The sequence below is a fragment of the Massilia sp. Mn16-1_5 genome, from assembly GCF_004798585.1.
Taxonomy (GTDB): Bacteria; Pseudomonadota; Gammaproteobacteria; order Burkholderiales; family Burkholderiaceae_D; genus Telluria.
Genome location: NZ_PPXQ01000003.1, coordinates 164,070 through 189,234, shown reverse-complemented (window position 1 = coordinate 189,234; position 25,165 = coordinate 164,070). Strand labels below are relative to the sequence as shown.

The 25,165-nt window shown below is 66.3% G+C and carries 17 protein-coding genes and 1 pseudogene; 6 read left to right on the top strand and 12 right to left on the bottom strand.

Translation table 11 applies throughout. The features are described from left to right. Positions 1 to 9 precede the first annotated feature (9 nt). Both C2862_RS04610 and C2862_RS04605 read left to right on the top strand, forming a co-directional pair. Positions 10 to 1,998, top strand: coding sequence for a prolyl oligopeptidase family serine peptidase (locus C2862_RS04610; RefSeq protein WP_168710005.1), 1,989 nt, complete (start codon positions 10 to 12; stop codon positions 1,996 to 1,998). A gap of 54 nt (positions 1,999 to 2,052) precedes the next feature. After that, positions 2,053 to 2,511 carry a hypothetical protein gene (locus C2862_RS04605; RefSeq protein ID WP_229467290.1) on the top strand — a complete coding sequence of 153 codons (459 nt, stop codon included), beginning with the start codon at positions 2,053 to 2,055 and terminating at the stop codon, positions 2,509 to 2,511. Positions 2,512 to 2,627: 116 nt separating this feature from the next. Here C2862_RS04605 and C2862_RS04600 read toward each other — a convergent pair whose 3' ends face one another. Both C2862_RS04600 and C2862_RS04595 read right to left on the bottom strand, forming a co-directional pair. Further along, positions 2,628 to 4,475: a glucokinase gene (locus C2862_RS04600; protein WP_136218933.1), complete on the bottom strand. Its 1,848-nt coding sequence runs from the start codon at positions 4,473 to 4,475 to the stop codon at positions 2,628 to 2,630. Next, entirely contained in the window at positions 4,475 to 6,115 is a 1,641-nt protein-coding gene (locus C2862_RS04595) for an alpha-glucosidase family protein (protein WP_136218932.1), read from the bottom strand. Before C2862_RS04595 ends, C2862_RS04600 begins: the two co-directional genes overlap by 1 nt. Before the next feature lie 242 nt (positions 6,116 to 6,357). Here C2862_RS04595 and C2862_RS04590 point away from each other — a divergent pair, with 242 nt between their 5' ends. Together C2862_RS04590 and C2862_RS04585 are read left to right on the top strand one after the other, a co-directional pair. Continuing rightward, positions 6,358 to 7,953 carry an oligopeptide:H+ symporter gene (locus C2862_RS04590; RefSeq protein WP_229467289.1) on the top strand — a complete coding sequence of 532 codons (1,596 nt, stop codon included), beginning with the start codon at positions 6,358 to 6,360 and terminating at the stop codon, positions 7,951 to 7,953. Positions 7,954 to 8,087: 134 nt separating this feature from the next. Next, positions 8,088 to 10,814 carry an alpha-1,6-glucosidase domain-containing protein gene (locus C2862_RS04585; protein ID WP_136218931.1) on the top strand — a complete coding sequence of 909 codons (2,727 nt, stop codon included), beginning with the start codon at positions 8,088 to 8,090 and terminating at the stop codon, positions 10,812 to 10,814. Here C2862_RS04585 and C2862_RS04580 read toward each other — a convergent pair. The 3 genes from C2862_RS04580 to C2862_RS04570 all read right to left on the bottom strand — a co-directional run bounded on the left by C2862_RS04580 (position 10,811) and on the right by C2862_RS04570 (position 15,899). Then, entirely contained in the window at positions 10,811 to 12,490 is a 1,680-nt protein-coding gene (locus C2862_RS04580; RefSeq protein WP_168710004.1) for a response regulator, read from the bottom strand. The genes C2862_RS04585 and C2862_RS04580 overlap by 4 nt on opposite strands. After that, entirely contained in the window at positions 12,480 to 13,925 is a 1,446-nt protein-coding gene (locus tag C2862_RS04575; protein ID WP_136218929.1) for an ATPase domain-containing protein, read from the bottom strand. Before C2862_RS04575 ends, C2862_RS04580 begins: the two co-directional genes overlap by 11 nt. Positions 13,926 to 14,048: 123 nt before the next feature. After that, positions 14,049 to 15,899 carry a sensor histidine kinase gene (locus C2862_RS04570; protein WP_136218928.1) on the bottom strand — a complete coding sequence of 617 codons (1,851 nt, stop codon included), beginning with the start codon at positions 15,897 to 15,899 and terminating at the stop codon, positions 14,049 to 14,051. Between the two features lie 210 nt (positions 15,900 to 16,109). Between C2862_RS04570 and C2862_RS04565 the strand changes: the two genes are divergently transcribed. After that, positions 16,110 to 16,493 (top strand): DUF1622 domain-containing protein, encoded by a 384-nt coding sequence (locus C2862_RS04565; RefSeq protein ID WP_136218927.1) that lies wholly within the window; start codon positions 16,110 to 16,112, stop codon positions 16,491 to 16,493. A gap of 36 nt (positions 16,494 to 16,529) precedes the next feature. Here C2862_RS04565 and C2862_RS04560 read toward each other — a convergent pair. Together C2862_RS04560 and C2862_RS04555 are read right to left on the bottom strand one after the other, a co-directional pair. Beyond that, positions 16,530 to 16,727 (bottom strand): annotated as a pseudogene (locus C2862_RS04560) (hydrolase); the annotation flags it as partial. 62 nt (positions 16,728 to 16,789) lie between these two features. Further along, positions 16,790 to 17,656, bottom strand: a complete 867-nt coding sequence (locus C2862_RS04555) for a pirin family protein (RefSeq protein WP_136218926.1) — start codon at positions 17,654 to 17,656, stop codon at positions 16,790 to 16,792. A gap of 111 nt (positions 17,657 to 17,767) precedes the next feature. Here C2862_RS04555 and C2862_RS04550 point away from each other — a divergent pair, with 111 nt between their 5' ends. After that, the gene (locus C2862_RS04550; RefSeq protein WP_136218925.1) at positions 17,768 to 18,688 is read left to right on the top strand and encodes a LysR substrate-binding domain-containing protein; all 921 of its coding nucleotides are present in this window, start codon (positions 17,768 to 17,770) and stop codon (positions 18,686 to 18,688) included. Positions 18,689 to 18,705: 17 nt separating this feature from the next. On the opposite strand, the gene glk is transcribed toward C2862_RS04550, so the two are convergent. The 5 genes from glk to uraH form a co-directional block, all read right to left on the bottom strand. After that, positions 18,706 to 20,559: a glucokinase gene (gene glk, locus C2862_RS04545; RefSeq protein WP_136218924.1), complete on the bottom strand. Its 1,854-nt coding sequence runs from the start codon at positions 20,557 to 20,559 to the stop codon at positions 18,706 to 18,708. A 111-nt stretch (positions 20,560 to 20,670) separates the two neighbouring features. Next, on the bottom strand, positions 20,671 to 21,513 hold the full coding sequence (locus tag C2862_RS04540) for an outer envelope protein (protein ID WP_136218923.1): 843 nt from the start codon (positions 21,511 to 21,513) through the stop codon (positions 20,671 to 20,673). Then, entirely contained in the window at positions 21,510 to 23,033 is a 1,524-nt protein-coding gene (locus C2862_RS04535; protein ID WP_136218922.1) for a nucleobase:cation symporter-2 family protein, read from the bottom strand. Before C2862_RS04535 ends, C2862_RS04540 begins: the two co-directional genes overlap by 4 nt. A gap of 129 nt (positions 23,034 to 23,162) precedes the next feature. Beyond that, a complete protein-coding gene (locus C2862_RS04530; protein WP_136218921.1) occupies positions 23,163 to 24,479 on the bottom strand; it encodes a urate hydroxylase PuuD in 1,317 nt (438 codons plus the stop codon). A gap of 200 nt (positions 24,480 to 24,679) precedes the next feature. Beyond that, positions 24,680 to 25,036, bottom strand: coding sequence for a hydroxyisourate hydrolase (uraH, locus tag C2862_RS04525; RefSeq protein WP_136218920.1), 357 nt, complete (start codon positions 25,034 to 25,036; stop codon positions 24,680 to 24,682). Positions 25,037 to 25,165 lie beyond the last annotated feature (129 nt).

Below are 25,165 nucleotides of genomic sequence, written 5' to 3'. Positions count from 1 at the left end.
CGCCCGGCCATGCGGTTTTTATTCGGCATGCTGTGCTGCCTGGGCGCCGCAAGCTGCACCGCCGCGCCCTCGCTGGCCACGGCCGTCGCGGCCAATGCGCGCCTCGCGCCCGCGCCCCTGTTTGATGCCGAGGATTTCCAGCGGCCGCTGCGGCTGCGTCAGGTGCACCTGTCGCCCGACGGCAGCCGGCTGGCCTATCTGGATGCGCAAGGCGATACGGCGACGCTGATCGTGCTCGACACGGCCACGCGCCAGCCGCGGCGCCTGCTGGCGATCGGCCCCGACACCGAACTGCACTGGTCGCGCGACGGCACCCTCCTGTTCGCAGTCAACGCGTCCGGCGTCTCGGCCCTCGCGCTGACGGACGGCTCCAGCCGGCGCGTGAGTGCCCTCGGCGGCGAACGCGCGCGGCGCTTCGCCGGCGTCGATCCGTCCTTGCCACAGCACCTGCTGCTGCGCGAACGCGATCCGGCCAGCAAGCGCTACCGGCTGCTGCGCATCCAGGCCGACGGCAGCGCGCAACTGCTGCACGAAGACACGCGGCCCATCGACGATTTCCTGGCCGACGCGGCCGGCGCGCTGCGCCTGGTCAGGGTGCGCGACGCGCAGCAGCGCCAACTGGTGCTGCGCCGTGAAGGCGGCAAGTGGATCGAGAACACGCGCTGCCTGCCGTTTCGCGCCTGCGACCTGCTCGCGCTGAGCGGCGACGGCCGGCGCGTCCTGATGCGCACGGTGCAGGACCGGCAAGTGCTGTCCGAGCAGCCGCTTGCCGGCGGCGCAGCGCGCCTGCTGCATGGCGATCCGCAGTCCGTGGCCGACCTCGACACCGTCGTCTTCGATGCGCGCACGGGGCGAGCGCTGCTGGCCGCCTACGACTTGCCGGCACGGCGCCACTACGGCCTCGATCCGGCCGCGCGGCAGGCGGCGGCCGACGTCGCGCGCCTGCTGCCGGGCGCCGCGCTGAGCATCGAAGCGGCCGGCCGCACCTGGCTGCTGGCCGAACGCGGGGCGCGCCTCAGCCAGCCGCGCTTCTGGCTCTACGATACGCAGACGCGCGGCCTCACGGAAATCCTGCGCACCGAAGCTGCCCAGGCGCTGCCGGAAGCGCAACTGGCCGCCAGCATCCCCCTGCAATACAAGGCATCGGACGGGGCCACCGTGCATGGCTACCTGACCCTGCCGCCGGGCCGCGCGGCCGCGACGCTGCCGCTGCTGACGCTCGTGCACGGCGGGCCGTGGAACCATGTCGACGGCGATTATTCGGCGCTGGTGCAGCTGCTGGCCAATCGCGGCTACGCCGTGTTCCAGCCGAATTTCCGTGCCTCGACCGGCTATGGCGAACGCTATATGCGTGCGCCCGGCGCCGACTTCGGCAATGGCCGGGTGCAGGCCGACATCGTCGACGGCGTGCGCTGGCTGCTGGCGCAAGGCGTGGGCGATCCGCGCCGGCTCGGTATCCTGGGTTCTTCCTTCGGCGGCTATGCGGCGCTGCTGGCCCTGAGCCATACCCCCAAGCTGTTCCAGCTCGGGATCGCGCTGCAGCCGCCGCCCGACTTCGCGCGCTCGCTCCAGCTTGCCGCCACGGCCCCGGTACGCGAAGGCGAAGCGCCATTCGGCGCCAGGCTGGCGGAACTCGGCATCCGGCTCGATGACGCGCAGGCGCTGCAGCGCATCGCGGCGGACGCGCCCCTGCTGCACACGAAGGCAGTACGCAAGCCGCTGCTGTTGACGGCCGGCGGCAGCGACGAGAAGGTCGAGATCGGCGCCGTGACCGATTACGTGGCGCGCCTGCTGGGACGCGGCCATCCGGTCAGCCTGCTGGTCGCGCCGGGCGAGGGACACGGTTCGCGCAACGCCCTGGCCCGGCGCGCCCAGCTGCACCTGATCCTGCGCATGCTGCAGCGCCACCTGGGCGGCCCGCCCATACCGGCGCCCGACAAGGAGCTGGCCGACTACCTGGCTCGCAACCTGCGTGCCAACAGGGCGCTGGCGCCTTGATGGAGAGCCTGCACATCGGCTAGTATGGCCCCACGATTTTCACGAGGCCAGACCATGACTCCACGCGGCGCACACCTGCTCACTCTTTTTCTGCTGGCGACGGCCCTGCTTGCCGCCTGCAAGGACAAGCAGCCCGCGCCTCCTCCGCCGCCCGCCAAGCCGGCCGTACAGCAGCAGGCCGAGCCGGCCGTGACGCGCGACCAGGCGATGGCCGCGCTGCTGGCGCTGCCGGAAGTGAAGAGCTGGTCGCAGGAGATCGAAAAGCGCTCGCGCGGCAAGGCGCACGGCGCCATCATCGAAGACGACCCGACGCCGCGCGTCATTAACGGCACCGCTTACTGGCAGCTGAGTTTTGTCGAGAACCGCGCGGACAAGGTGCAGCGGCGCGAGAGTTTTCTGGTGGCGCGGACGGGGAACCAGATTCTGGTCGAGGACACGGCTACCGACACCGTGGTGTCGCTCGACGAGTGGCGCCGTGGAATCCGCCGCGTCGAAACCAAATCCGCCGATTGATATTCGTTGGCCGTGGCGTAACGTAGGGTGGGCATTCATGCCCACGCGGTCGAACGGGTGAACAAACGCGCCGCGTGGGTGCACGCGGTGACCCCGCGTGGGCATGAATGCCCACCCTACGAATCGAGGTGTGAGATCAGCAGCCTACGCTGCTCGGCATCCCCTTCGCGATTCTGCCCATCGACCGACAAGCCCACCGCCATGATGTCGATGAACAGCAGCTGCAAGATCCGCGAAATCATCGACAGGAACACCGTACTGTCCTCCGCGTGATCCACGGCCAGGCAAACACTCGCCTTGCGCGCCAGCGGCGACTGGCTGTTGCCGATCACGATCACGTCGGCCCCGCGCGAGCGGGCGATGTCGACCGCCTGCAGCAGCTCCGGCAAGCGTCCCGAATTCGAGATCGCGATCACCAGGTCGCCCGGCCCCAATAAATCCGCAGCCAGTGCGAACAGGTGCGCGTCGCCATACAAGGCGGTCGGAATCCGGAAGCGGAAGAATTTATGTTGGCCATCGAGCGCCACCACGCGCGCATTGCCCATCGCGTAGAACTCGACGCGGCGCGCGCGGCTCACCAGTTCGATCGCGCGGTCGAGCGTGTGCACGTCCAGGCCGTCGCGGAATTTCAGGATCGCCGAGACCGTGTTGTCGATCACCTTGGCCGACAGATCGTGGGTGCTGTCGCTATTGCGCACCTGGCTGTGGCGCACCGGGATGGCGCCGGTCAGGCTGCTCGCGAATTTCAGTTTGAAATCGGCCAGGCCCAGGAAGCCGAGCGAGCGGCAGAAGCGGATCACGGTCGGCTGCGAGACCTCGGCGCCGCGTGCGATCTCCGCGATCGGTTCGTTCAGCACCAGGCGCGGCTGCTCCAGCACGAGGGTGGCGACGCGCTGCTCGGCGGGCGTGAGTTCGTGGCGCAGCTGCTTGATGCGGTCCATCAGCGTGTTCGCGCCGCTGCGTCCGCGCAGGTGTTCCGAGAGGATGGTCGCCACGCCATGGAAGGCGGGATTCGGCGTGGTGATGACGTAGGTCGGGATGTCGGCCAGGTAGTGCGAGAAGCGCCCCTTGGCTTCGAAGCGCGCGCGGAAGGGAGAGCGTGCGAACCACTCCCCCATCCGTGGCACGATGCCACCGCCAATGAAGATGCCGCCGAAGGCGCCCAGCGTCACGGCGAGGTTCGCCGCGGCGCCACCCAGCATGCCGCAGAAGACCTCCAGCACCTCGCTGCACAGCGCATCGTTTTCATCGAGCGCCGCGGCCAGGATGTCGGCGGCCGTACGGTTCGCAACCTGCACGCCGTTGTGGAGCGCCAGCGCCTCGTGGATCAGCTCCATGCCCGGCCCGGAAATCAGGCGTTCGTTCGACACGTGCCGCCAGGCGCGCCAGGCATGCTGCAGGACGGCGAACTCGCGTTCGTCGCTGGGCGCGAAGTTGACGTGGCCGCCTTCGCTGCCGAGGGTGACGAAGCCGTCGCTGGTCGGGATCAGGCCAGACACGCCCAGGCCGGTTCCCGGTCCGAGCACGCCGATGACGGCGTTCGCCGCCGGCTTGCCGCCGCCGACCTGCAGCAGGTCTTGCGGGGTCAGCACGGGGATCGCCATCGCCAGCGCCGTGAAGTCGTTCACCACCAGCAGCGTCGACAGGCCGAGTTCGCGCCGCAGCGCCTCGGTCGAGAATTCCCAGGCGCGATTCGTCATGCGCACCTGGTCGCCGTTGACCGGATTGGCCACGGCAAAGGCGGCGTGCTGCGGATTCAGGTCCGCGTGCTCGCGCAGGTAGGACCGCACCAGCGCACTCACGCCCTCGAAGTCTTCGCACTTCAGGACGGCGACGTGGCGGAACACGCCCGGCGCCGTCTGCAGCGCGAAGCGGGCATGGGTCGCGCCGATGTCGGCCAGCAGGCGCGGGCCGTCGGCAAAGGCGGTACGCGCCAGTTTCTCCGTCTCGGGCGCGTTACCCATCAAGCCAAGGTACCGAACCAGGCGCCGTAGGCCGGCAGCGTGACGCTGCCGTTGGCGGCTTCGCCCGGCAGGCCGTGGCCCTCGAGCTTCTGCGCGCCGGCGGTTTCCGGCCACTCGATCGTGACAGGCGCGTTCGACAGGTTGAAGGCGGCCAGCACGGTCGCTTCGCCTTCCAAGGTACGGCGCAGCGCCAGCACCGGTTCCGGCGCGTCGAAGAAGGAGATGTCGCCACGGGTCAGCTGCGGCAGGCTCTGGCGCCAGTGGATGATGCGGCGCGCCGCGTTCAGGCTCGAGGCGGAGTCGAACTCCTGCTGCGATACGGATGCCGCAAGATGCGGCACCGCGACCGGCAGCCATGGCGTGCCAGTCGTGAAGCCGGCGTTCGGCGCCGCATTCGTCCACGGCATCGGCGTGCGGCAGCCGTCGCGGCCCTTGAACTCGGGCCAGAAGGTGATGCCGTACGGGTCCTGCAGCAGCTCATACGGCACGTCCGCTTCCGGCAGCGCCAGTTCGTCGCCCTGGTACAGGCAAGGCGTTCCCTTCAGGGCCAGCTGCATCGCCAGCACCATCGACGCAAAGGCGACCGGCGCGTCTTCGCCGCGCCAGCGCGTGACCACGCGGATCGCGTCGTGGTTGCCGACCGACCAGGACGCCCAGCCGCCCTTGACGCGCGCTTCGAATTCTTCCACTTGCGTGCGGATGTGCTTTGCAGTGAATTCCGGCGTCAGCAAATTAAAACTGTAGGCCATGTGCAGCTTGTCGCCGTCGGCCGTGTACTCGGCCATGCAGGCCAGGGCGTCGTCGGCGCCGACTTCGCCGATCGACACGGCGCCGAATTCGTTCAGCAGCGCGCGGATCTGCTGCAGGAAGGCGATGTTTTCCGGACGCGTCTTGTCGTAGATGTGGGCCTGCATGCCGTAGGGGTTGACGTCGGTGACCGAGGCCGTATCACGCGTGGTGGCAGGCGGATTGCTGCGCAATTGCGTGTCGTGGAAGTGGTAGTTGCAGGCGTCCATGCGCACGCCGTCGACGCCGCGTTCGAGCCAGAAGCGCAGCGCCGCCAGGTGGGCCTTCTGCACCTCCGGGTTGTGGAAGTTCAGTTGCGGCTGGCTGACCAGGAAGTTGTGCATGTAGTACTGCTTGCGGCGCGTGTCCCACTGCCAGGCGGAGCCGCCGAAGACCGACATCCAGTTGTTCGGCGGGTTGCCGTCCGGGGCGGCGTCGGCCCACACATACCAGTCGGCCTTCGGGTTGTCGCGGCTGGAACGGCTCTCGACGAACCACGGGTGCGCGTCGGCGGTGTGCGCCATGACCTGATCGATCATGATTTTAAGGCCGAGCGAGTGCGCCTTGGCGACCATCGCGTCGAAATCGGCCAGGGTGCCGAACAGCGGATCGACGTCGCAGTAGTCGGAGATGTCGTAGCCGAAGTCCTTCATCGGCGACTTGAAGTACGGGGACAGCCAGACGATGTTCACGCCCAGGCTCGCGATGTAATCGAGTTTCGCGGTGATGCCCGGGATATCGCCCACGCCGTCGCCGTTGGTGTCGAGGTAGCTGCGCGGGTATACCTGGTAGATGATGGCTTCGCGCCACCATTCGGGCTTTTGCGTAAAGTTTTGCGTGGCGGTCTGGGTCATGGCAAGGTCCGGTTGTTCGATTTTAGGCAATATACAGCAGGATTTTCGATTTTACAATCCGCTCCGCACTGCAATCTGAAGGCATATTTCCTTTGCATTCAACGACTTAAATACAAATAATATTTGCATCGCCTTTCCACAAAGTAGCAAAACTACGAAGCCGCCTGATGAGCTGATTTTTTTAGTTGCAAAGACCCCAACGGCATCATAGGATTGCGCGTTACTTTTTCCAGGACGCGCCCATGAGCCAGCCGACGACGACCGCCAGCAGCGGACGCATGCCCCGCCAGATCCCCTACATCATCGCCAACGAAGGCTGCGAGCGCTTCAGCTTCTATGGCATGCGCAACATCCTCACGCCCTTCCTGATCTCCACGCTGCTGCTGTTCCTGCCGGAGTCCGAGCGCACCGGTGAAGCCAAGCACGTGTTCCACACCTTCGTCATCGGCGTCTACTTTTTCCCGCTGCTGGGCGGCTGGCTGGCCGACCGCTTCTTCGGCAAGTACAACACGGTGTTCTGGCTCAGCCTCGTGTACTGCGCGGGTCACGCCTGCCTCGCCATCTTCGAGGACAACGTCAAGGGTTTCTATCTCGGCCTGGGCCTGATCGCGCTCGGCTCGGGCGGCATCAAGCCGCTGGTCTCCTCCTTCGTTGGCGACCAGTTCGACCAGACTAATAAAGGAAAGGCGAAGATCGTCTTCGACGCCTTCTACTGGATCATCAACTTCGGCTCCTTCTTCGCCTCGCTGCTGATGCCGCTGTTCCTGAAGAACTACGGACCGGCAGTCGCCTTCGGCATCCCGGGCATCATGATGTTCATCGCGACCATGGTGTTCTGGAGCGGGAAGAAGAAGTACGTGCACGTGCCGCCAAGCGCACCGAATCCGCACTCGTTCTCGCGCGTGGCGCGCACGGCGCTCGCGACCAACGGCCCGGGCCGCACCGTCGCCATGGTCGGCCTCTTCGGCGCCATCGCCTCGCTGCTGATGTCGCCCTCGTGGGGCTTCGTGATCGCCGCCTGCACGGCGCTGGTCCTGCTGCTGGGCTTTGTCGGCGCCGGCATCTCGATGCAGCTCGAACGCGCGCGCGGCCTGCATCCGGACGAAGCGGTCGACGGCGTGCGCGCCGTGCTGCGCATCCTGGTCGTGTTCGCGCTGGTGACGCCCTTCTGGTCCCTGTTCGACCAGAAGGCGTCGACCTGGGTGGTGCAGGCCAATTCGATGATCACCACCTTCTCCGTCTTCGGTAAGGAGTTCACGCTGCTGCCGGCCCAGATGCAGGCCCTGAACCCGCTACTGGTGATGCTGCTCATCCCCTTCAACAACCTGGTGCTGTTCCCGATGCTGCAGAGAATCGGCATCACGCCGACCCCGCTGCGCCGCATGACGGCCGGTATCGCCTTCTCGGCCCTGTCCTGGCTGGTCATCGGCACCATCCAGGTCTCGATGGACGCCGGCACGCCGACCTCGATGGCCTGGCAGATCCTGCCGTACGCGCTGCTGACGATGGGCGAGGTGCTGGTCTCGGCCACCGGCCTCGAATTCGCCTACAGCCAGGCGCCGGCCTCGATGAAGGGCGCGATCATGGCCCTGTGGAGCCTGGCCGTCACGGTCGGCAACCTGTGGGTGCTGGTGGTGAACGCGGCCGTCAAGAACGACGCCGTGCTGGGCACCATCGCCACCTCGGGGGTCAGCGTGATCGCCTTCCAGATGTACTTCTTCGCGGCCTTTGCGCTCCTTGCGGCGATCGCGTTCGGGCTCTACGCGAAACGCTACAAGATGGTGGACCATTACCGCAGCATCGAGAGTGCGAAAGCACTGGCGGCCGTCAAGGCCTAAACCAGCAAAGCCCGCCTCGCGCGGGCTTTTTTACATGCTGCCGCCTGCGTTCAAACTAGTCAAATTACACTTTATGGATTCGATTTTTGTGCAATACCGGGCATACTGTAGCTAAACTACGATATGAGACCCGCATGATTTCGTTCCCGCGCCACGCCGCCCTGCTCGCCTTCCTCGGCCTTTCCAGCACCGCCCACGCCGCTATCCCCCTGCAAGCCTGCGACGCTCCCGGGTTCGCGACCACTCTGCATGCGGCACCGACCACGCTGGAAGCCCGCGCCGTCTGGCTCGACCGCCGCCTCATCCAATGGCCCGGCATGGCAAGCGCGGGCCGCTTCCGCCTGTACCACTCCCCTGACGGCGCCATCGTCGCCAGGGCCGGCGCAAAGGTGCAAGGCGCGGCCGGCGCGTTTGAACTCGTGCGGAACACAGGCGCCGTTCCCGCAGCGGCAGCCCAGCGTTTTAAATACGTCGGCACCGGCCCCGTGCTGGCCGTGAACGATGCCGACCTCGCCCAGCTGCAGCGCGAACAACTGGTGCTGGTGCGCGAAGACCTCGATGGCACCGTACTCGCCGCCACCCGCCTGCAAGCGGCCGGCGCCCTCGACGACCTGTACGCGGCCGCGCAGCAGATTCCCGACCTCGGCGTTACACCGCGTGCAAGCGGCACCGGCTTCGCGCTGTGGGCGCCTACCGCGCAACAGGCCGCCGTCTGCGTCTACGACAAACCAGCCGGCCGTGCGCGCGCAATCCACCCGCTGGCCTTCGACGCCACAACCGGCGCCTGGCGCGCCCGTGTGCCGGCCGACCTCTCGGGCCGCTATTACACCTACCTGGTCGACGTCGTCGCCGACGGCACCGGACTGGTGCGCAACCGCGTCACCGATCCGTATTCGGTCAGCCTGAACGCGGACTCGCAGCGCAGCTACATCGCCGACCTCGATGCGGCGAAGCTCAAGCCGGCAGGCTGGGATACCCACAAAGCGCCTGCCACCGTCAAGGCGCAGACGGACATGTCGGTCTACGAACTGCACGTTCGCGACTTCTCGCGCGACGACACCAGCGTGCCCTTGAACAAACGCGGCAAGTACGCGGCCTTCGGCGAAACGCGTTCGAACGGCATGCGCCACCTGCGGGCGCTGGCCCAGGCCGGCCTGACCGACATCCACCTGCTGCCCGTCTACGACATCGCCAGCGTGCCCGAACGCGGCTGCGCCGTACCCAGGCCGGCGGGTGCGCCGGACAGCGAGCGCCAGCAGGCGCTGGTCATGAAGACCGCGCACGGCGACTGCTACAACTGGGGCTACGATCCCTTCCACTACAACGCGCCCGAAGGCAGCTACGCCAGCGACCCGGACGACGGCGCGCGCCGCATCGTCGAGCTGCGCGAAATGGTAATGAACCTGCACCGCGCCGGCCTGCGGGTCGGCATGGACGTGGTCTACAACCATACTTTCGCCGCTGGCCAGCAGGAAAAGTCGGTCCTCGACCGCATCGTGCCCGGCTACTACCACCGGCTCGATGCAAACGGCAAGGTGGCGCAATCGACCTGCTGCGACAACACCGCCACCGAGAACGCGATGATGGGCAAGCTGATGATCGAGTCAAGCGTGCTGTGGGCCCGGCACTACCGCATGGATTCCTTCCGCTTCGACCTGATGGGCCACCAGCCACGCGCCACGATGGAACGGCTGCAGGCGGCGGTAAACGCGGCCACCGGCCGCAGCGTGCAGCTGATCGGCGAAGGCTGGAACTTCGGCGAAGTGGAAAACGGCGCACGCTTCGTCCAGGCCTCGCAGCTGTCCCTGAACGGCAGCGGCATCGGCACCTTCAGCGACCGCGCCCGCGACGCCGCGCGCGGCGGCGGGGCCGGCGATTCCGGCGACGCCGTGCTCAAGCAGCAGGGCTGGATCAATGGTCTCGTCTACGACCCGAATGCCAAAGCGGACCAGCGCCCGCGCAGCGACCTGCTGCAGGCCGCCGACCTGATCCGCCTCGGCCTGGCCGGCACCCTGCGCAGCTACGCCTTCGTGAATGCGGACGGCGTCGCCCGCACGGGCGAACAGATGGCCTATGGCGGCCAGCCGGCCGGCTACGCCAGCGCGCCGGGCGAGACCGTCAACTACGTCGAAAACCACGACAACCAGACCCTGTACGACGCGAATGCCCTGAAGCTGCCGCTCGCCACCTCGAGTGCCGACCGTGCGCGCGTACAAGTGCTGGGCCTGGCCCTGACCGCCTTCAGCCAGGGCGTGGCCTATTACCACGCCGGCTCCGACATCCTGCGTTCCAAGTCGCTGGACCGCAACAGCTTCAATTCGGGCGACTGGTTCAATCGCCTCGACTGGACCTACAAGACTAATTTCTTCGGCACCGGCCTGCCGCCCGCGCCCGACAACGCCAAGGACTGGTTGCTGTTCCAGCCCCTGCTGGCCAATCCTGCCCTTCGCCCGCAACCGCAAGACATCGCCTTCACCCGCGACGCCTTCCGCGACCTGCTGGCAATCCGCGCCAGTTCGACCCTGTTCCGCCTGCGCACGGCGGACGAGGTGGCGCAGCGCCTGCGCTTCTTCAACGTCGGGCCGCAGCAGGAGCCGACCGTGATCGCCGCGCACCTGGACGGCCGCGGCTACGCCGGCGCGGGTTTCGGCAGCATCCGCTACTTCATCAACGTGGACAAGGTCACGCACGTGGTGAGCGACGAGCAGGCGCGCGGCAAGCGATTGCGGCTGCATCCGGTGCACACGGCGGCAAGCGCCGGCGACAAACGTGCGGGCGAGGCGCGTTTCGATGCGGCGAGCGGCAGCTTCAGCATCCCTGCGCGCACGGCGGTGGTCTTCGTCGAGGAGCAGGCGCCTTAACTGGCCCGCCCATCGCGCCCGGCCAGCGCCAGCGCCATCGCGTTGGCCAGCGCCTCGAGCGTGTAGGGCTTGCGCAGGAACTGGACCTGCAGCTTCTCCAGCCGCCCGGGATCGACCATGTAGCCGCTGGCCAGTACGACCGGCATGTCGGGATGATGGCTGGCCAGCCAGTGCACCAGCCCGATGCCGTCGGTACTCCCCGGCATCATCACGTCCGACAGCACCAGGTCGATGCCGCTGAAGTCGGCCGCGAAGGCGGCGTCGGCGCTGTCGACGACGGTGATCTCGGCGTCGAGCACGGACAGCAGCGAAGCCGTCGTTTCAGCCACCACCGGATCGTCCTCGACGCACAGGATGCGCACGCCCTTCAGCGCGTGCAGCTCGCTGGCCGAAGCGCCCCCCTGGACAGCCTGGATTTCCTCGCAACTGCGCGGCAGCAGGATACCGATCGTGGTGCCCCGCTGCTCGCGCCGGATGAAGGCCGTGCCATGGCTCTGGCTCGCAAACCCATACACCTGAGACAAGCCCAGGCCCGTGCCCTTGCCGACCGATTTCGTCGTGAAGAAGGGTTCGAACGCCTGGCGTGCGGTCTTTTCGGACATGCCCTCGCCATCGTCGGTAAGCGTGATGCAGACATACTCGCCGGCCAGGTCTGCTCCTTGCGGCAGCGCCGGGTCGGGCAAGTGGACGTTGGAAGCGGCCAGCTCCAACATGCCCTGTCCGTCCATCGCGTCGCGTGCATTGGTCGCCACGTTGAGCAGCGCCGCGTCGAGCTGGGCGGGATCGACCGATACCGGCCACAGGCCAGGTGGGATCCGCAGGCGCATCGCGATACCGGCGCCGACGGCGCCGCTGAGCAGTTCCGCGCTTGCGTGCAGGTAGAGCGGCAGGTCGAGCGCGACGTTATTCAAGGGCTGGCGCCGCGCGTAAGCCAGCAACTGCTGCGTCAAGGCCGCGCCGTGGCCGGAGGCCCGGCGGATCGCATCGAGCGCACGCACGACGCGCTCATTGGCTTCCTTGGCAAGCAACATCCGCAATAAGGTCTCCGAGCCGGAGATGACCTGCAGGATGTTATTGAAATCATGGGCGACGCCGCCTGTCAGGCGCCCCAGCGATTCCAGTCGCCGTGCTTCGGCCAGGGCACGCTCGACGCGGCGCCGCTCATTCACTTCGCGCTCGAGCGACAGGGTGCGTTCCTTGACCGCACTCTCGAGCGCATCCGCATGCTGCTCAAGTGCGCGCCACTGGTCACGCATGTCGAACTGCAGGCGCCGCGTGCGCAAGGCCGATCGGATCGCCATCAGCAGCACTTCACGCGAGGTCGGACGCTCGATCAGGGTGATGTTGCCGATCCGCGCCAGGCGCGAAAAACGGTTGCTGTCCACCTGTTCGCTGACCGAGCCGGCGAGCGTCAGGATCGGCAGGTTGGACCAGGCGGGCTGGCGCCGCAGGCTGGTATCGAGTCCCTCGAGCGAGCAGCGGTCCAGTCCTTCCTCGGTGACGATGGCACACCAGGCCCGTTCGTCCAGGCAGGCATACAGGCCCTGCGCATCGCGGCAGGCGTGTACCGCGACGCCCTCCTCTTCGAGCAGGGTGCGCAGGGCTGCCGCATCGCCCTCGATCGGCGCAAACACGACCGCGATCGGCGGCGCGGCGTGACCTTCCTCAGGCTTCAAGGGAAGCCACTCCCGACTCGTCGATCGGTACGCCGACTTTCGCGCCGATCTCGATGCCGGCATCGGTCAGGCGGAATTCCCGCACCTCGTGCTCGTGCCGTCCCTGGCGCCGCTTCAGGGCGCAGATGGCCTTGCAGACGACGTTGTCGTGCTCGTAGTAGCGCAGCGAGATGATGTTGTCGGTGATGATGCTGAGGGCATCGGGCTCCTTCGACGTATCCAGGCGTGCCGAATGCGCGCCGATGATGATCGACGTGACCCGCATGTTGCTCAGGTAGGAGAACAGCTCATTCATCTGCAGCAGCAGCGATTTTTCCTCGCGTATCACGTCGAGATAGGAGTTGATGCAGTCGATGATGATCAGGCGCGCACCCACGTCCTCGACGATGCGCCTGACATTCCAGATGAATTCGCCGGGAGAGATGCGCGACGGATTGATGCGGCGGAGATGAAATAGCCGCTCTTCGCCGCTCGCGTGGTCCTCGTTCATGTGCCCGACCATCCGCGAGCGCAAGGTGGTTTCCGATTCGTCGAAAGTGAAGTAGCCGACGTGCTGCCCGCCGCGTACGGCAGCCAGTGCGTATTGCAGGGCCAGCGTCGACTTGCCGACACCGGATGGTCCCAACAGCATCGTCGAGCTGCCCGCCACCAAAGGACCGCCCAGCAGCCGATCGAGGCTATCGACGGTGCTCAGCATGTCGGGGGCAGCGTCGTCGCGGTGATGCTCCTGCGCGATCAGGCTCGGAAAGACCAGGATCTCGTTCTTCTTGATCGCATAGTCGTGCCAGCCGCTCTGGAAATCGCCGCCGCGCAGCTTGACGACACGCAGGCGGCGCCGGGTCGCACCGAAGCTGCGCTCCAGCTGTTCCAGCGTCAGCACGCCGTGCACGGCGCTTTGCAGCTCGAATTCGCGCCCGTCCGAGGTCAGGTCGTCGAGCAGCATGACGGTGGCATGCGTGGCGGCGAGGCGCTGGCGCAGGTCGATGATCTGGCGCCGGTAATGCGCGCTGTCGCGCGCCAGCAGGCGCACCTCGACCATCGAATCGATGACGACCCGGTCGGCCTCGCTGGCAATGATCCTGTCGGCGATCGTGTCCACTAGGGCGGACAGCTCGGAATCGGTGGGCAACAGAATCGTTTGCGGCGATGCGGCGTTCTCGCCCATCGGCGAAATCTCTTCGATGTCGATGCCTTCCAGCGACCAGCCATGGCTGATCGCGGCGGCCAACAATTCCTCGCGGCTTTCCGACAGCGTCAGGTAGAGGCAGCGGTCGCCGACCGACCTGCCATAAATCAGGTAGCGCAAACCCAGTGTCGTCTTGCCGGTGCCGGGCCGTCCTTCGATGAGGTGGACACGCTGGCGAATCAGGCCGCCACGCAGGACGGCGTCGAGCTCGGGAATACCGGTTTGAATACGTTCAATATCAGCGTGCATGGTCGTGCCTTACATGAGAGAGCAAATAGCGCTGCCGTCGACAGGCTCCATGCCGCCGATTGTAAGTTATGCAATCTGCATCTTATGTGGTGTGACTAACCGATGCCGCAAATGGCCGCGAGCTCAGTCGGGCAGCGGGTCTGCTGCCGGCATACCGGGCTCCGCCGCTACCTGGGACGCATCGGCCAGCGGCAGGCGCACGACAAAGCGACTGCCCTTGCCTACCCCCTCGCTGTGCGCCGCGATGGTCCCGCCATGCAGCTCGACCAGCCCCTTCGCGATCGACAGGCCCAGCCCCAGTCCGCCGAGCGAGCGGTCGATCGTGGTCGGGCCCTGCACCAGCGAATCGAAGATGGTCGGCAGCACCTCCGCCTCCATGCCGACGCCGTGGTCGAGCACCTCGATCACCGCCATGCCGTCCAGCGTGGTGTTGCGCACGCTGATCCTGCTGCCCTCCGGCGAATACTTGATGGCGTTTACCAGCAGGTTGTCGAGCACCTGCTCGAGACGCGTCTTGTCGCCCACGACCCAGGCGTCCTCGGTCTGGATGTCCCACTCGTGCGAGGAGGACGTGGCGGCGGTTGCCATGATCCTGGAGTCGCAGCAGAAGCGCACGACGGCACCGACGTTCACGCGCGTCTTCTCGAGCACGACCTTGCCGGACAGGACCCGGCGCACGTCGAGCAGGTCTTCCACCATCCGGGTCAGGTGACGCAGCTGGCGCGTCGCGATCTCCCAGGCCTTGTCGATTTTCGCCGCCGGCATCGATGGCAGGCGGATCACCGAGAGCGCCGCGCTGATGGCGGCCAGGGGGTTACGCAGTTCGTGGCTCAGCATCGAGATGAAATGGTCCTTGGCCTCGCTCTGGGCCTCGGCCTGTTTCCTGGCCGCGCGCTCGCTCTCCAGCAGGCGTTCGCGTTCGCGCTCGAGGCCCTGGCGGGCCGCGCTTTCCTGGGCCAGGGACTGGCTGCTGCGCTGGAGTTCTTCCAGCAGCACGTTGACTTCGTTCAGCTGCGAGCGCGTCGCCGGGGTCACGCGGCCGAGCGCCAGCGCATGGGCCGCCAGGGTGGCATTCCGGAGCGACTTGTCGATGCGATGGCCGAAGAATACGGCGATGCCGACCGCGCCGCCCAGCACGACCAGCAGGGAGGTGGCGGCAAGCCAGGTCGTGACTCGCGCGGCCGCTTCGATTTCCGCGACCGGCACACCGACGGCCACGGTCCAGCCGGTCAATTCCGAGCGCACGAAGGTATCGTAGACCTCGACCCCGTCGCGCGTCAGGTGGCGCACGATTCCCTCGCGCTCGCGGCGCGAAGCCTCGAACAGTTCGGGGCGCACCTTCCCGCCGACCATCTTCTCCGGCTGGCGATTGCGCGCGATCGAGATTCCGTCCGCATCGAACACGCCGACGATCCAGCTGTCCTGCAAGGTGTTCCTGCTGAAGACCTTGTTGAAATAATGCGGATCGAAGATCTGGGCGACGACGTAGCGTTTGCCGGCCGCCGTGGGAGCGGGAACGTTGACGGAGACGACACCACGCTTCGAACGCGTGCCGATGAAATAGCCGCCCACCTTCGTCTTTTGCTGATCGTAGATGCGCGCGGCCCAGTCGCCCGAGCGCCGGGTCAAGGGTGTACCGTAGGGGACCAGCGTGTTGATCACGCCATTGCCGTCGTAGTCGGCAACCAGGGTCCAGGTCAGGGGCGAGGTGGTGGTCGCCGACAGCAGCGTGTGCAGGCGCTCGAACTGGTCGGTCTGCAGGTCGTGCGAATAGGCGATCGTGCGCAGGGAGGCTTCGGCGGCCGCGATTTCGCCGTCGATCAGGAGCGAAGTCGACTTCGCGACTTCCTCGATGCTGCGGAAACGCGACTCCTGCTCGAAGCGCAGCAGCATCGACAGCCCGAGCATCGACAGGCAGGCGACCGGCACGATGATCGCGACCAGCATCAGGAGGAGGTAACTGCGTGTCTTCATCGGTCTCTGGCTACGGGGATGGCATCGCAGCGGGAGCGCAGCTGGATATTGTCATTGTAAAACCGTCCATGTTACCACTCTAGCATGGCCTGGTGCCAGCGTAGCGGCTGACCGGCAAGAAACCCATGTGCGCCATTCCTCCTGCAAGCTTGCTATGCTGAGCAGTCGAGTAATTCCGTACGAATCCGGAGATGCGCACGCGAGGCAGATATGTTTGAAACCATCGAACGCCAGGTGCAGGCCGGCGTCGAGTGGCTGCGCCTGCTGGTCGAGACGCTGGGCGCGCTGGTGATCGCGATCGGCATCGTGGTCGTCGTGGTGGGGCTGGTACGCCATTTCGCGAATGGCCGCGGCAGCAGCTTCGTGCCGATCCGCCTGGCCTTCGCGCGCTACCTGACGCTGGCCCTGGAGCTGCAGCTGGCCGCCGACATCCTCTCGACCTCGGTGGCGCCGACCTGGGACCGGATCGGCAAGCTGGCGGCGATCGCCGTCATCCGGACCGCCCTGAATTACTTCCTCAGCAAGGAGATCGGACAAGAGCAGGAGCGCGACAAGCCTGCCGGGCTGGAGGCCGCCGCGCGCGATGCGAGATGAAGGCAGCCGTTTGCCTTACTCGCTGCGGTCGTACTTCACGGTGGAGTGCACGATCGGCAGCTTGTAGGCGATCGCCGCCTTGGCGCAGCCCACGATGTTGTTCAGCATGAGCTGCCGGTCCATCGATGCGATCGAGTTCACCTGCACCGGCTGGTAGTCGATGATGACGAAGGCCGCGTTCTGCGGCGTCAGGAGCTGGTCGGCCTTCGGGTCACGGATGGTTTCGCTTGCCATGATGATGTCCTTTCATTGATCCTTGCGTCTAAACAGCCCGGCCGGGATGGCCGGGCCACTCCTTACGCCGCTTTGCCGAAGCGGCCCTTGCTGAAGTCGTCGAAGGCCTGGCGGATCTCGTCCTCGGTGTTCATGACGAAGGGACCATGGCCCACGATCGGCTCGTCGATCGGCTCGCCGCTCAGGACCAGCACGGTCGCGTCGCCATCGGCGCGCAGGGCCAGTTCGCCGCCCTCGCGGCTGAGCAGCACCACTTCCGCCGCACCCGCCTGCTCGCTGCCGTTGACGGTCACGTGGCCGCCCAGGACCACCAGCATGGTCGTGTGCCCCTCGGGCACCGGCAGCACCAGGTCGGCGTCCCTGGCCAGGCGCAGGTCCCACATGTTGATGGGCGTGAAGGTGCGTGCCGGTCCCTGCGCACCGAGCAGTTCGCCGGCGATCACGCGCGCCTTGCCGGCGCCGCCGGGCAGCTCGACCACGGGAATGTCGCTCGAGACGATGCCCTGGTAGCCGCCGGGCGTCATCTTGTCCTTCGCCGGCAGGTTGACCCAGAGCTGGACCATCTGGAACGGCCCGCCGGTTTTCGCGAAGGCCGGCGCATGGTATTCCTCGTGCAGGATGCCGGCGCCGGCCGTCATCCACTGGACGTCGCCGGGTCCGATCACGCCGCCGTTGCCGGCCGAATCCTTGTGCTCGACCTGGCCGTCGTACACGATCGTCACCGTCTCGAAGCCGCGGTGCGGGTGCTGGCCTACGCCGCGGCGCTTCGTCGTCGGCTCGAAATAATGCGGGCCGGCGAAGTCGAGCAGCAGGAAGGGGCTGACGTGCTGGCCCAGGTTGTTGTACGAGAACAGTGAACGCACCGGAAAGCCATCGCCTACCCAATGGCTGCGGTTGTTGCCGAAACGTCCGAGAATTGTCTTACTCATCATGATCTCCAATGAACAGCGCGTCGAACTACGACCATGCATTGAGATTACTACGAGGACGATCCCACTAAAAGATTGCAATTCCCGACGCATCGTCCTGATAATAGGACGATGCAAGACCTTAACGATCTTTATTACTTTGCCCAGGTTGTCGAGCACGGCGGCTTTGCCGCGGCGGCGCGGGTTACGGGCGTCCAGAAATCCAAGCTTAGTCGGCGCGTGATGGCATTGGAAGAACGGGTCGGCGTACGCCTGCTCAACCGCTCCTCGCGGCGCTTTTCGCTGACCGAGATCGGCCGTGCCTATTACGAGCGCTGCGTCGCCATGCTGGTGGAGGCCGAGGCCGCCGACCAGGTTATCGCGCAGGTGCAGGCCGAGCCGCGCGGCGTCATCCGCGTGAGCTGCCCGGTCGCGCTGATCAACTTCCAGTTCGGCGAACTGTTCGCGCGCTTCCTGACCGCCTACCCTGCCGTGACCCTGCACCTGGAAAGCACCAACCGGCGCGTCGACGTGATCGGCGAAGGCATCGACATCGCCATCCGCGTGCGCTTCCCGCCCCTCGAGCCGAGCGAGCTGGTGATGCGCAGGCTCGACACCAGCACGCAATGCCTGGTCGCCAGCCCGGCCTTCCTGGCGCAGCGCGCGATCGCCTCGCCCGCCGACCTGCACGGCGCGCCCAGCGTGACGCTCGGGCCGGCACGGCGCGACTACCACTGGGAGCTGCAGCACGCCGACGGCCAGAGCGCGCACCTGTCGCATGCGCCGCGCCTGGTCAGCGACGACATGGCGGCCCTGCGCGAGGCCGCGATCGCGGGCGTGGGGATCGCCGCGCTGCCGACGATGATGGTGTGGCGCCAGATCGAAGCCGGGCAGCTTGTCCACGTGTTACCCGACTGGCGCCCCGCGCCCGGCATCGTCCACGCCGTGTTTCCGTCGCGGCGCGGCCTGCTGCCCTCGATCCGCACGCTGCTCGATTTCCTCGCGGCCGAATGCGCCGAAGCGCGCCGCGTGGCGGCGGGGCCGGCCGGTTGATACGGGAAAGGCGGCGCTTACACGTCCAGGTGCGAAATCAGCAGCTTCCTGGCCTCGATATCCCCATCCTGCTCCGCCTGCGCCCCGAGCGAGATCCCGACCGCCATGATGTCGATCAGGAGCAGCTGCAGGATGCGCGAAATCATCGACAGGAAGGTCGTGCTGTCTTCGGCGTGATCGACCGCCAGGCAGACGTCCGCCTTCTTCGCCAGCGCCGATTTGCTGCTGGTGATGGCGATCACGCTGGCGCCAACGCGGCGCGCGGCGTCGACGGCGGCCAGCAGTTCCGGGGCTTGCCCCGCCGTCGAGATGGCGATGACGACGTCGTTCGGTTTCAGCAGTTCGGCGGCGAGCTGGAACAGGTGGGCGTCGCCGTGGGCCGTGGTCGGGATGCGGAAGCGGAAGAACTTGTGCTGGCCGTCGAGTGCGACGACGCGCGCATTGCCCATCGCGTAGAACTCGACCTTGCCGGCATTGCGCAGGAGTGCGATGGCGCGGTCGATCGCGTGCACGTCCAGCGCGTCACGGAATTTCAGGATGGCGGAGACCGTGTTGTCGATCACCTTGGCCGACAGGTCATGGGTACTGTCGCTCATGCGCACCTGGCTGTGGCGCACCGGGATGGAACCGGTCAGGCTGCCGGCGAATTTCAGCTTGAATTCGGCCAGGCCCTGGAAGCCGAGCGAGCGGCAGAAGCGAATCACGGTCGGCTGGCTGACGTCGGCCAGGCGCGCGATCTCGGCGATCGGCTCGGACAGGACTTTGCGCGGGTGCTCGAGCACCAGGCTTGCCACGCGCTGCTCGGCCGGCGAGAGTTCGTGCTGCAGGTGCTGCACGCGCTCCATCAGGGTATTCGCGCCGCTGCGCCCGCGCAGGTGTTCGGACAGGATCGTCGACACGCCACGCAAGGCGGGATTCGGCGTCATGATCACATAGGTCGGGATCTCGGCCAGGTATTCGGTGAAGCGCCCTTTCGCCTCGAAGCGCGCACGGAAGGGAGAACCGGCGAACCACTGCGCAATGCGCGGCACGATGCCGCCGCCAATAAAAATGCCGCCGAAGGCGCCCAGCGTCAGCGCCAGGTTGGCCGCGGCGCCGCCCAGCATGCCGGCGAAGCACTCCAGCACTTCCAGGCACAGCGCGTCGCGTTCGTCGAGCGCGCAGGCGACGATCTCGGCCGCGGTGCGCACCGGGGCCTGCACGCCGTTGCGTTCGGCCAGCGCGCGGTAGATCAGCTCCATGCCGGGACCGGACAGGATGCGCTCGTTCGAGACGTGCGGCCACTCGCGCCAGGCGGTCTGCAGGATCGCGAACTCGCGCTCGTCGCTCGGCGCGAAGGCGACGTGGCCGCCTTCGCTGCCGAGGGTGACGAAGCCATCCGCGGTCGGGATCACGCCCGACACGCCGAGCCCGGTACCGGCGCCGAGTACGCCCGCCACCGCATGCGGCTGGGCCTTGCCGCCGCCCACCTGCAGCACGTCGCCCGCCTGCAGGCCCGGCAGCGCCATCGCCAGCGCCGTGAAGTCGTTGACGATGACGAGGGTCGACCAGCCCATCGTGCGCCGCACCTCGTCGGTCGAGAACTGCCAGTCGCGGTTGGTCATGCGCACCAGGTCGCCGCTGACCGGATTGGCCATGGCGAAGGCCGCGTGCGTGATGCGCTCGCCCTTCTGCTCGCCCAGATAGGCATTCAGCAGCGGCACGATGCCGTCGTAGTCGTCGCAGCGCAGCACCGCCGTCTGGCGGAACACGCCTGGCGCCGTCTCGAGCGTGAAGCGGGCATGGGTGGCGCCGATGTCGGCCAGCAGGCGCGGGCCGTCGGCGTAGGAGGCACGGCCGGATTTTTGTTCGGTATCTGGTTCGGTGATCATCGGTGCTAACGGCTGGGATACGTCTGGAGCCGCACAGGATAGCATTGTTTGAATGCCATGAGACGGGTATCGGCGGCCGCAGGCCCCAGCCTGGCCGGCGCCGCCGACGTACTAGAACTGGTACTGGGCCTTGACCATCGGCGTGCGCGCAGTCGCACCGGCAATCGTGCGGCTGTCGTTGCCGAATTTGTTGCGCCAGTACTGGTAAGCGAGCCCTGCCCTGAAGCGCTTCGGCTTGGCGTCGACCAGGGTGCCGACGTCATACATCAGCTGCATGTCGATATTGGTCTCCGGCGCCGTGTCCCTGCCGAACTCGTTCTTCCCCTTGGCCCCGATGAAATTGGCATAGCCTTCGAACGACAGCCTGGTCGAGCCCAGCGGGAAGGCCCATACCGCGCCCAGCATGGGATGGGTGTCGTAGCGGTAGCGCGGCGTGCTGACCTGGGTGAACGTGCTGTAGGGGGCATTGCTTTCCCATAAGCCGTAGATGCCGACGTTGAGCAGGCCCGGCACATCGAAGGCGAAGGTGGGCCCGGCGACCAGCATGCGCTTCTTCGAGTTGTAGCCGGCGTCGTTCTTGGTGTTCAGGTCGAAGCCCGCGGTCAGGCCGACGTCGCGCACGGGGCCGAACCCGAGCGCCTTGCCCGTGATCTTGCCCCACTCGAGCGTATGGCGGTAGACGACATAGAACTCCTGGGCGCCCGAACTCGCTCCCTTGGACGAGGGATCGGTTTTATCGGACAGCAGGACGTCGAGATTGACGAAGTTGGTGCCATACGTGTAGCCGCTGGCATGGGTCAACTGGAGGATGTCCTTGCGGATGTCCTCCTGATTGAAAGGCTCGGCGAAGCGGCTGCCGGTGCGGTAGGCCAGCGAGGTATTGCTCCAGTCCGCAGCCTGGCTTGTCGATGCGAAGCCGGCGGCGAGCGCCATCGTGACAATGGCGCGCTTCATGCGGCACCGCCCTGGACCATCGGATGCTCGACGGCGCAGGCTTCGTCGTGGCTCTCGGCCGGGATGTCGCGGGCGCCGTTGAAGAACAGGTTCAGGGCCACCGCGGCCACGGCCGTCAGCAGGATGCCGGATTCGAGCAGCGGATGCAGGCTGTGCGCCATCTGCGCGGCCCAGTGCGGCGCCACCAGCGGAATCAGGCCGAAGCCGATCGACATGGCGACGATGTAGAGATTGAAGCGGTTGGCCTTGAAATCGACCCGGGTCAGGATGCGGATACCGGCCGCCGCGACCATGCCGAACATGACCAGCCCGGCGCCGCCCAGTACGAACTGGGGAATCGCCTCGACCAGTGCCGCCATCTTCGGCAACATGCCGAGCACCATCATGATGATGCCGCCCGCAACGCAGACCCAGCGGCTCTTCACGCCCGTGACCGCCACCAGGCCGACGTTCTGCGAAAAGCTCGTGTGCGGAAAGGTATTCAGGATGCCGCCGAGCAGGGTTCCCAGCCCGTCGGTACGCAGGCCCGCCGCCAGCTGCTTCTGGTCGATGTTCTTGCCCGTCATGTCCGACAGCGCCAGGAACATGCCTGCGGACTCGATCATGACCACGACCATGACGACCGTGAGGGTCAGGATCATGACGATATCGAAGGTCGGCATGCCGAAGGCGAAGGGGGTGACGACGTCGAACCAGGCAGCCTTGCCCAGCTTGGCGAAGTTCATCTTGCCGGCCGCGAAGGCAATCGTGCAGCCGGCCAGGATGCCGACCAGGACCGAGATATTCGAGAGAAAACCACGCACGTATTTCACCAGGCCCAGCACGACCAGCAGCACGAATCCGGCGATCGCCATGTTGTCGAGCGCGCCGTAGGCCGGGTTCGGGTTCATCGGGACCGGGCCCGCCAGTTTCAATACGGGCGGCGCCGCGCCGGCAGGCAGGGTCGACGCGGCCATGGCCGCGCTCGCCTTTGCATCCTCGACCATGGCGGCCAGCTTGGCCACGTCGACGGTTTGCGAGGCCGAGTCCGGACCGCCCATGGCCCAGCTGACGCCGACCCGCATCAGGGTCACGCCGATGACGAGGATGATGCTGCCGGTGACGACCGGGGGGAAGAAGCGCAGCATCCGGCTCATCAGGGGCGCCAGCAGCAAGGCCAGCACGCCGGCGCCGATGCCGGCACCGAAGATGGCGCGCGCGCCCTCGATCCCGGGGACGGCGTTCGCGATCGCCACCATCGGCCCGACGGCCGCGAAGGTCACGCCCATCATCACCGGCAGCTTGATGCCGAACCAGGATGTCATCCCGAAGGACTGGATCAGGGTCACCAGGCCGCAGCAGAACAGGTCGGCGGAGATCAGCATCGTGACCTCTTCGGGCGACAGCTTGAGGGCCCGCCCCACGATCAGCGGCACGGCGATGGCACCGGCATACATCACCAGTACGTGTTGCAGACCAAGTGCGGTCAAGCGCCCGATGGGCAGTTTCTCATCCACCGGATGGCGGCTGTGATGATTCATGCTTGTCTCCTGATTATTTTTGACGAATGTCCGAAACCAAAGAATGCATGCTGCTTGTCGGGCGCCATCCGGCCGCAGGGGGAGCGGGGAGCGCTCCCCCTGCGGTCACCACCTCAGTTACTACCTCACTTACTGGGCCGGTGCTCCCGCTTCGTACCAACGCTTGATCACGTCCCGCTCTCCGGCGGTCATCTGTGTCGCGTTGTTCAGTGGCATGAGTTTCATGACCACTGCCTGCTGGTAGATCTGCTGCGCGTGGCGGCCGATCGCTCCCGCCGCCTCGAAGGAAATGTTCTTGCTCTGCACCTGGGCCGAGTGGCACATGACACAGCGCTGGTCGATCACGCTCTTGACCTGCGCGAAGCCCGTATCCTGGGCGGCGGCGCCGGCCGCGGCCGCAGCTGCACCTGCAGCCGCCATCGGTGCCGCGCCGCCCCCGCCTGGCGCGGCCACGGTGTGGATCGCGCCCTGTCCGCCTGCCCGGGGTGCGGCCGCCATCGCGGGAACTTCGGGTTCCGGCGCCGGCTTGAGCCAGACCATCATGACCAGCAGCGCCAGCACGCCGCCCGCCGCATGTTCCCAGGGCACGCGCTTGCCCAGCACCAGCGCCTTGTGGCGCGCCACGAAACTATGGCGGATCAAGGCGCCGACCAGCATCAGCAGCACCAGCACGACCCAGTTGTGCTCGCCCGAATACAGCCAGCCGTAGTGGTTCGAGAGCATGGCCAGCAGGACCGGCAAGGTGAAATAGGTGTTGTGGACGCTGCGCTGTTTGGCGCGCCAGCCGTAGACCGGATCGACCGGCTGGCCGGCCTTGAGCTGGGCCACGACCTTGCGCTGCCCCGGAATGATCCAGACGAAGACATTCGCGCTCATCGCCGTGGCGAGCATGGCGCCCACCAGCAAGAAGGCGGCGCGGCCCGCGAACAGCTGGCAGGCCAGCCAGGCGGCGAACACGACGAAGACGAACACGCCCGCGCCGACGATCAGGTCGCCGTTCTTCTTGCGCCCGAAGAGCCGGCAGATGGTGTCGTAGACGAACCAGAACGCCACCAGGAAGCCGAGCGCCGCGCTCACGGCGGCGCCGGACGACCAGTCGTGCACCGTCTTGTCGACCATGAAGGTGCCGGCGTTGAACAGGTACAGGACCGTAAACAGGCCGAAGCCCGACAGCCAGGTGGCGTAGCTTTCCCAATAAAACCAGTGCAGGTTCTCGGGCATGGCCTTGGGTGCGACCAGGTATTTCTGCGGGTGGTAGAAGCCGCCGCCGTGCACGGCCCAGAGCTCGCCGTCCACCCCTTTCTTTACCAGGTCGGGAGCGGTCGGCTTGTGCAGCGAGTTGTCGAGGAAGACGAAGTAGAAGGATGCGCCGATCCAGGCGATCGCGGTGATGACGTGGGTCCAGCGCAGCAACAGGTTGACCCAATCGAGCAAATAGGATTCCATAAAGCCTCGAGCGAAGAGAGAGCACCGCGTCATGACGGTGCTGTCCCATCACCACAGCGGGCTCTGTGAAGGGCGAACATCGCAAACCACCGGTGGCAGGACTGGCCTGCAAACCCCGGTGCGCTCCGCGGCGATGCAAAAATAACTGTATACGATCTTTTTATTTTTGCATATGGATTTTTTAACGAATCCGGTCCCGCTCAGGATCCGCGGTAGGTCGAGTAGGTCCAGGGGCTGACCAGCAGCGGGACGTGGTAGTGCCCGGCGGCGTCGGCGATCCCGAACTCGATCGGCACTTCATCGATGAAGGCCGGCTCGGGCAGCGCCACGCCGCGCTCGCGGAAGTACTGTGCCACCGAGAACAGCAGGCGGTAGCGGCCGACTGCCATGCCGCCCGCATCGAGCAGCGGTCCGCCGTCGGTACGGCCGTCCGCATTCAACACGAGCGTCCTGATCGTCCTGGCGCCGCCGGCGTCGAGCGCCTGCAGGGTGACGCGCATGCCGGCGGCCGGGCAGCCGTGCATCAGGTCGAGCACGTGGGTGCTGAGGTGTCCCATCGATTCTCCTTTCGTTGAGAAGAGTGCATACAGGATTGCATACACTTTGTGTTTTCAATTCCAAAAAAAGTGTATACACTTCAAACACGATGTCAACCGTTTATTCTTTTTCCCGCATTCCTTTGCCGA

Coding starts and splice junctions, on each gene's coding strand:
- C2862_RS04550 (WP_136218925.1), top strand. CDS start 17,768: ATGCAAGACCTTAACGATCTTTATTACTTTGCCCAGGTTGTCGAGCAC.
- C2862_RS04570 (WP_136218928.1), bottom strand. CDS start 15,899: ATGAAGACACGCAGTTACCTCCTCCTGATGCTGGTCGCGATCATCGTG.
- C2862_RS04610 (WP_168710005.1), top strand. CDS start 10: ATGCGGTTTTTATTCGGCATGCTGTGCTGCCTGGGCGCCGCAAGCTGC.
- glk (WP_136218924.1), bottom strand. CDS start 20,559: ATGATCACCGAACCAGATACCGAACAAAAATCCGGCCGTGCCTCCTAC.
- C2862_RS04565 (WP_136218927.1), top strand. CDS start 16,110: ATGTTTGAAACCATCGAACGCCAGGTGCAGGCCGGCGTCGAGTGGCTG.
- C2862_RS04575 (WP_136218929.1), bottom strand. CDS start 13,925: ATGCACGCTGATATTGAACGTATTCAAACCGGTATTCCCGAGCTCGAC.
- C2862_RS04555 (WP_136218926.1), bottom strand. CDS start 17,656: ATGAGTAAGACAATTCTCGGACGTTTCGGCAACAACCGCAGCCATTGG.
- C2862_RS04595 (WP_136218932.1), bottom strand. CDS start 6,115: ATGACCCAGACCGCCACGCAAAACTTTACGCAAAAGCCCGAATGGTGG.
- C2862_RS04530 (WP_136218921.1), bottom strand. CDS start 24,479: ATGGAATCCTATTTGCTCGATTGGGTCAACCTGTTGCTGCGCTGGACC.
- C2862_RS04535 (WP_136218922.1), bottom strand. CDS start 23,033: ATGAATCATCACAGCCGCCATCCGGTGGATGAGAAACTGCCCATCGGG.
- uraH (WP_136218920.1), bottom strand. CDS start 25,036: ATGGGACACCTCAGCACCCACGTGCTCGACCTGATGCACGGCTGCCCG.
- C2862_RS04605 (WP_229467290.1), top strand. CDS start 2,053: ATGACTCCACGCGGCGCACACCTGCTCACTCTTTTTCTGCTGGCGACG.
- C2862_RS04590 (WP_229467289.1), top strand. CDS start 6,358: ATGAGCCAGCCGACGACGACCGCCAGCAGCGGACGCATGCCCCGCCAG.
- C2862_RS04585 (WP_136218931.1), top strand. CDS start 8,088: ATGATTTCGTTCCCGCGCCACGCCGCCCTGCTCGCCTTCCTCGGCCTT.
- C2862_RS04600 (WP_136218933.1), bottom strand. CDS start 4,475: ATGGGTAACGCGCCCGAGACGGAGAAACTGGCGCGTACCGCCTTTGCC.
- C2862_RS04540 (WP_136218923.1), bottom strand. CDS start 21,513: ATGAAGCGCGCCATTGTCACGATGGCGCTCGCCGCCGGCTTCGCATCG.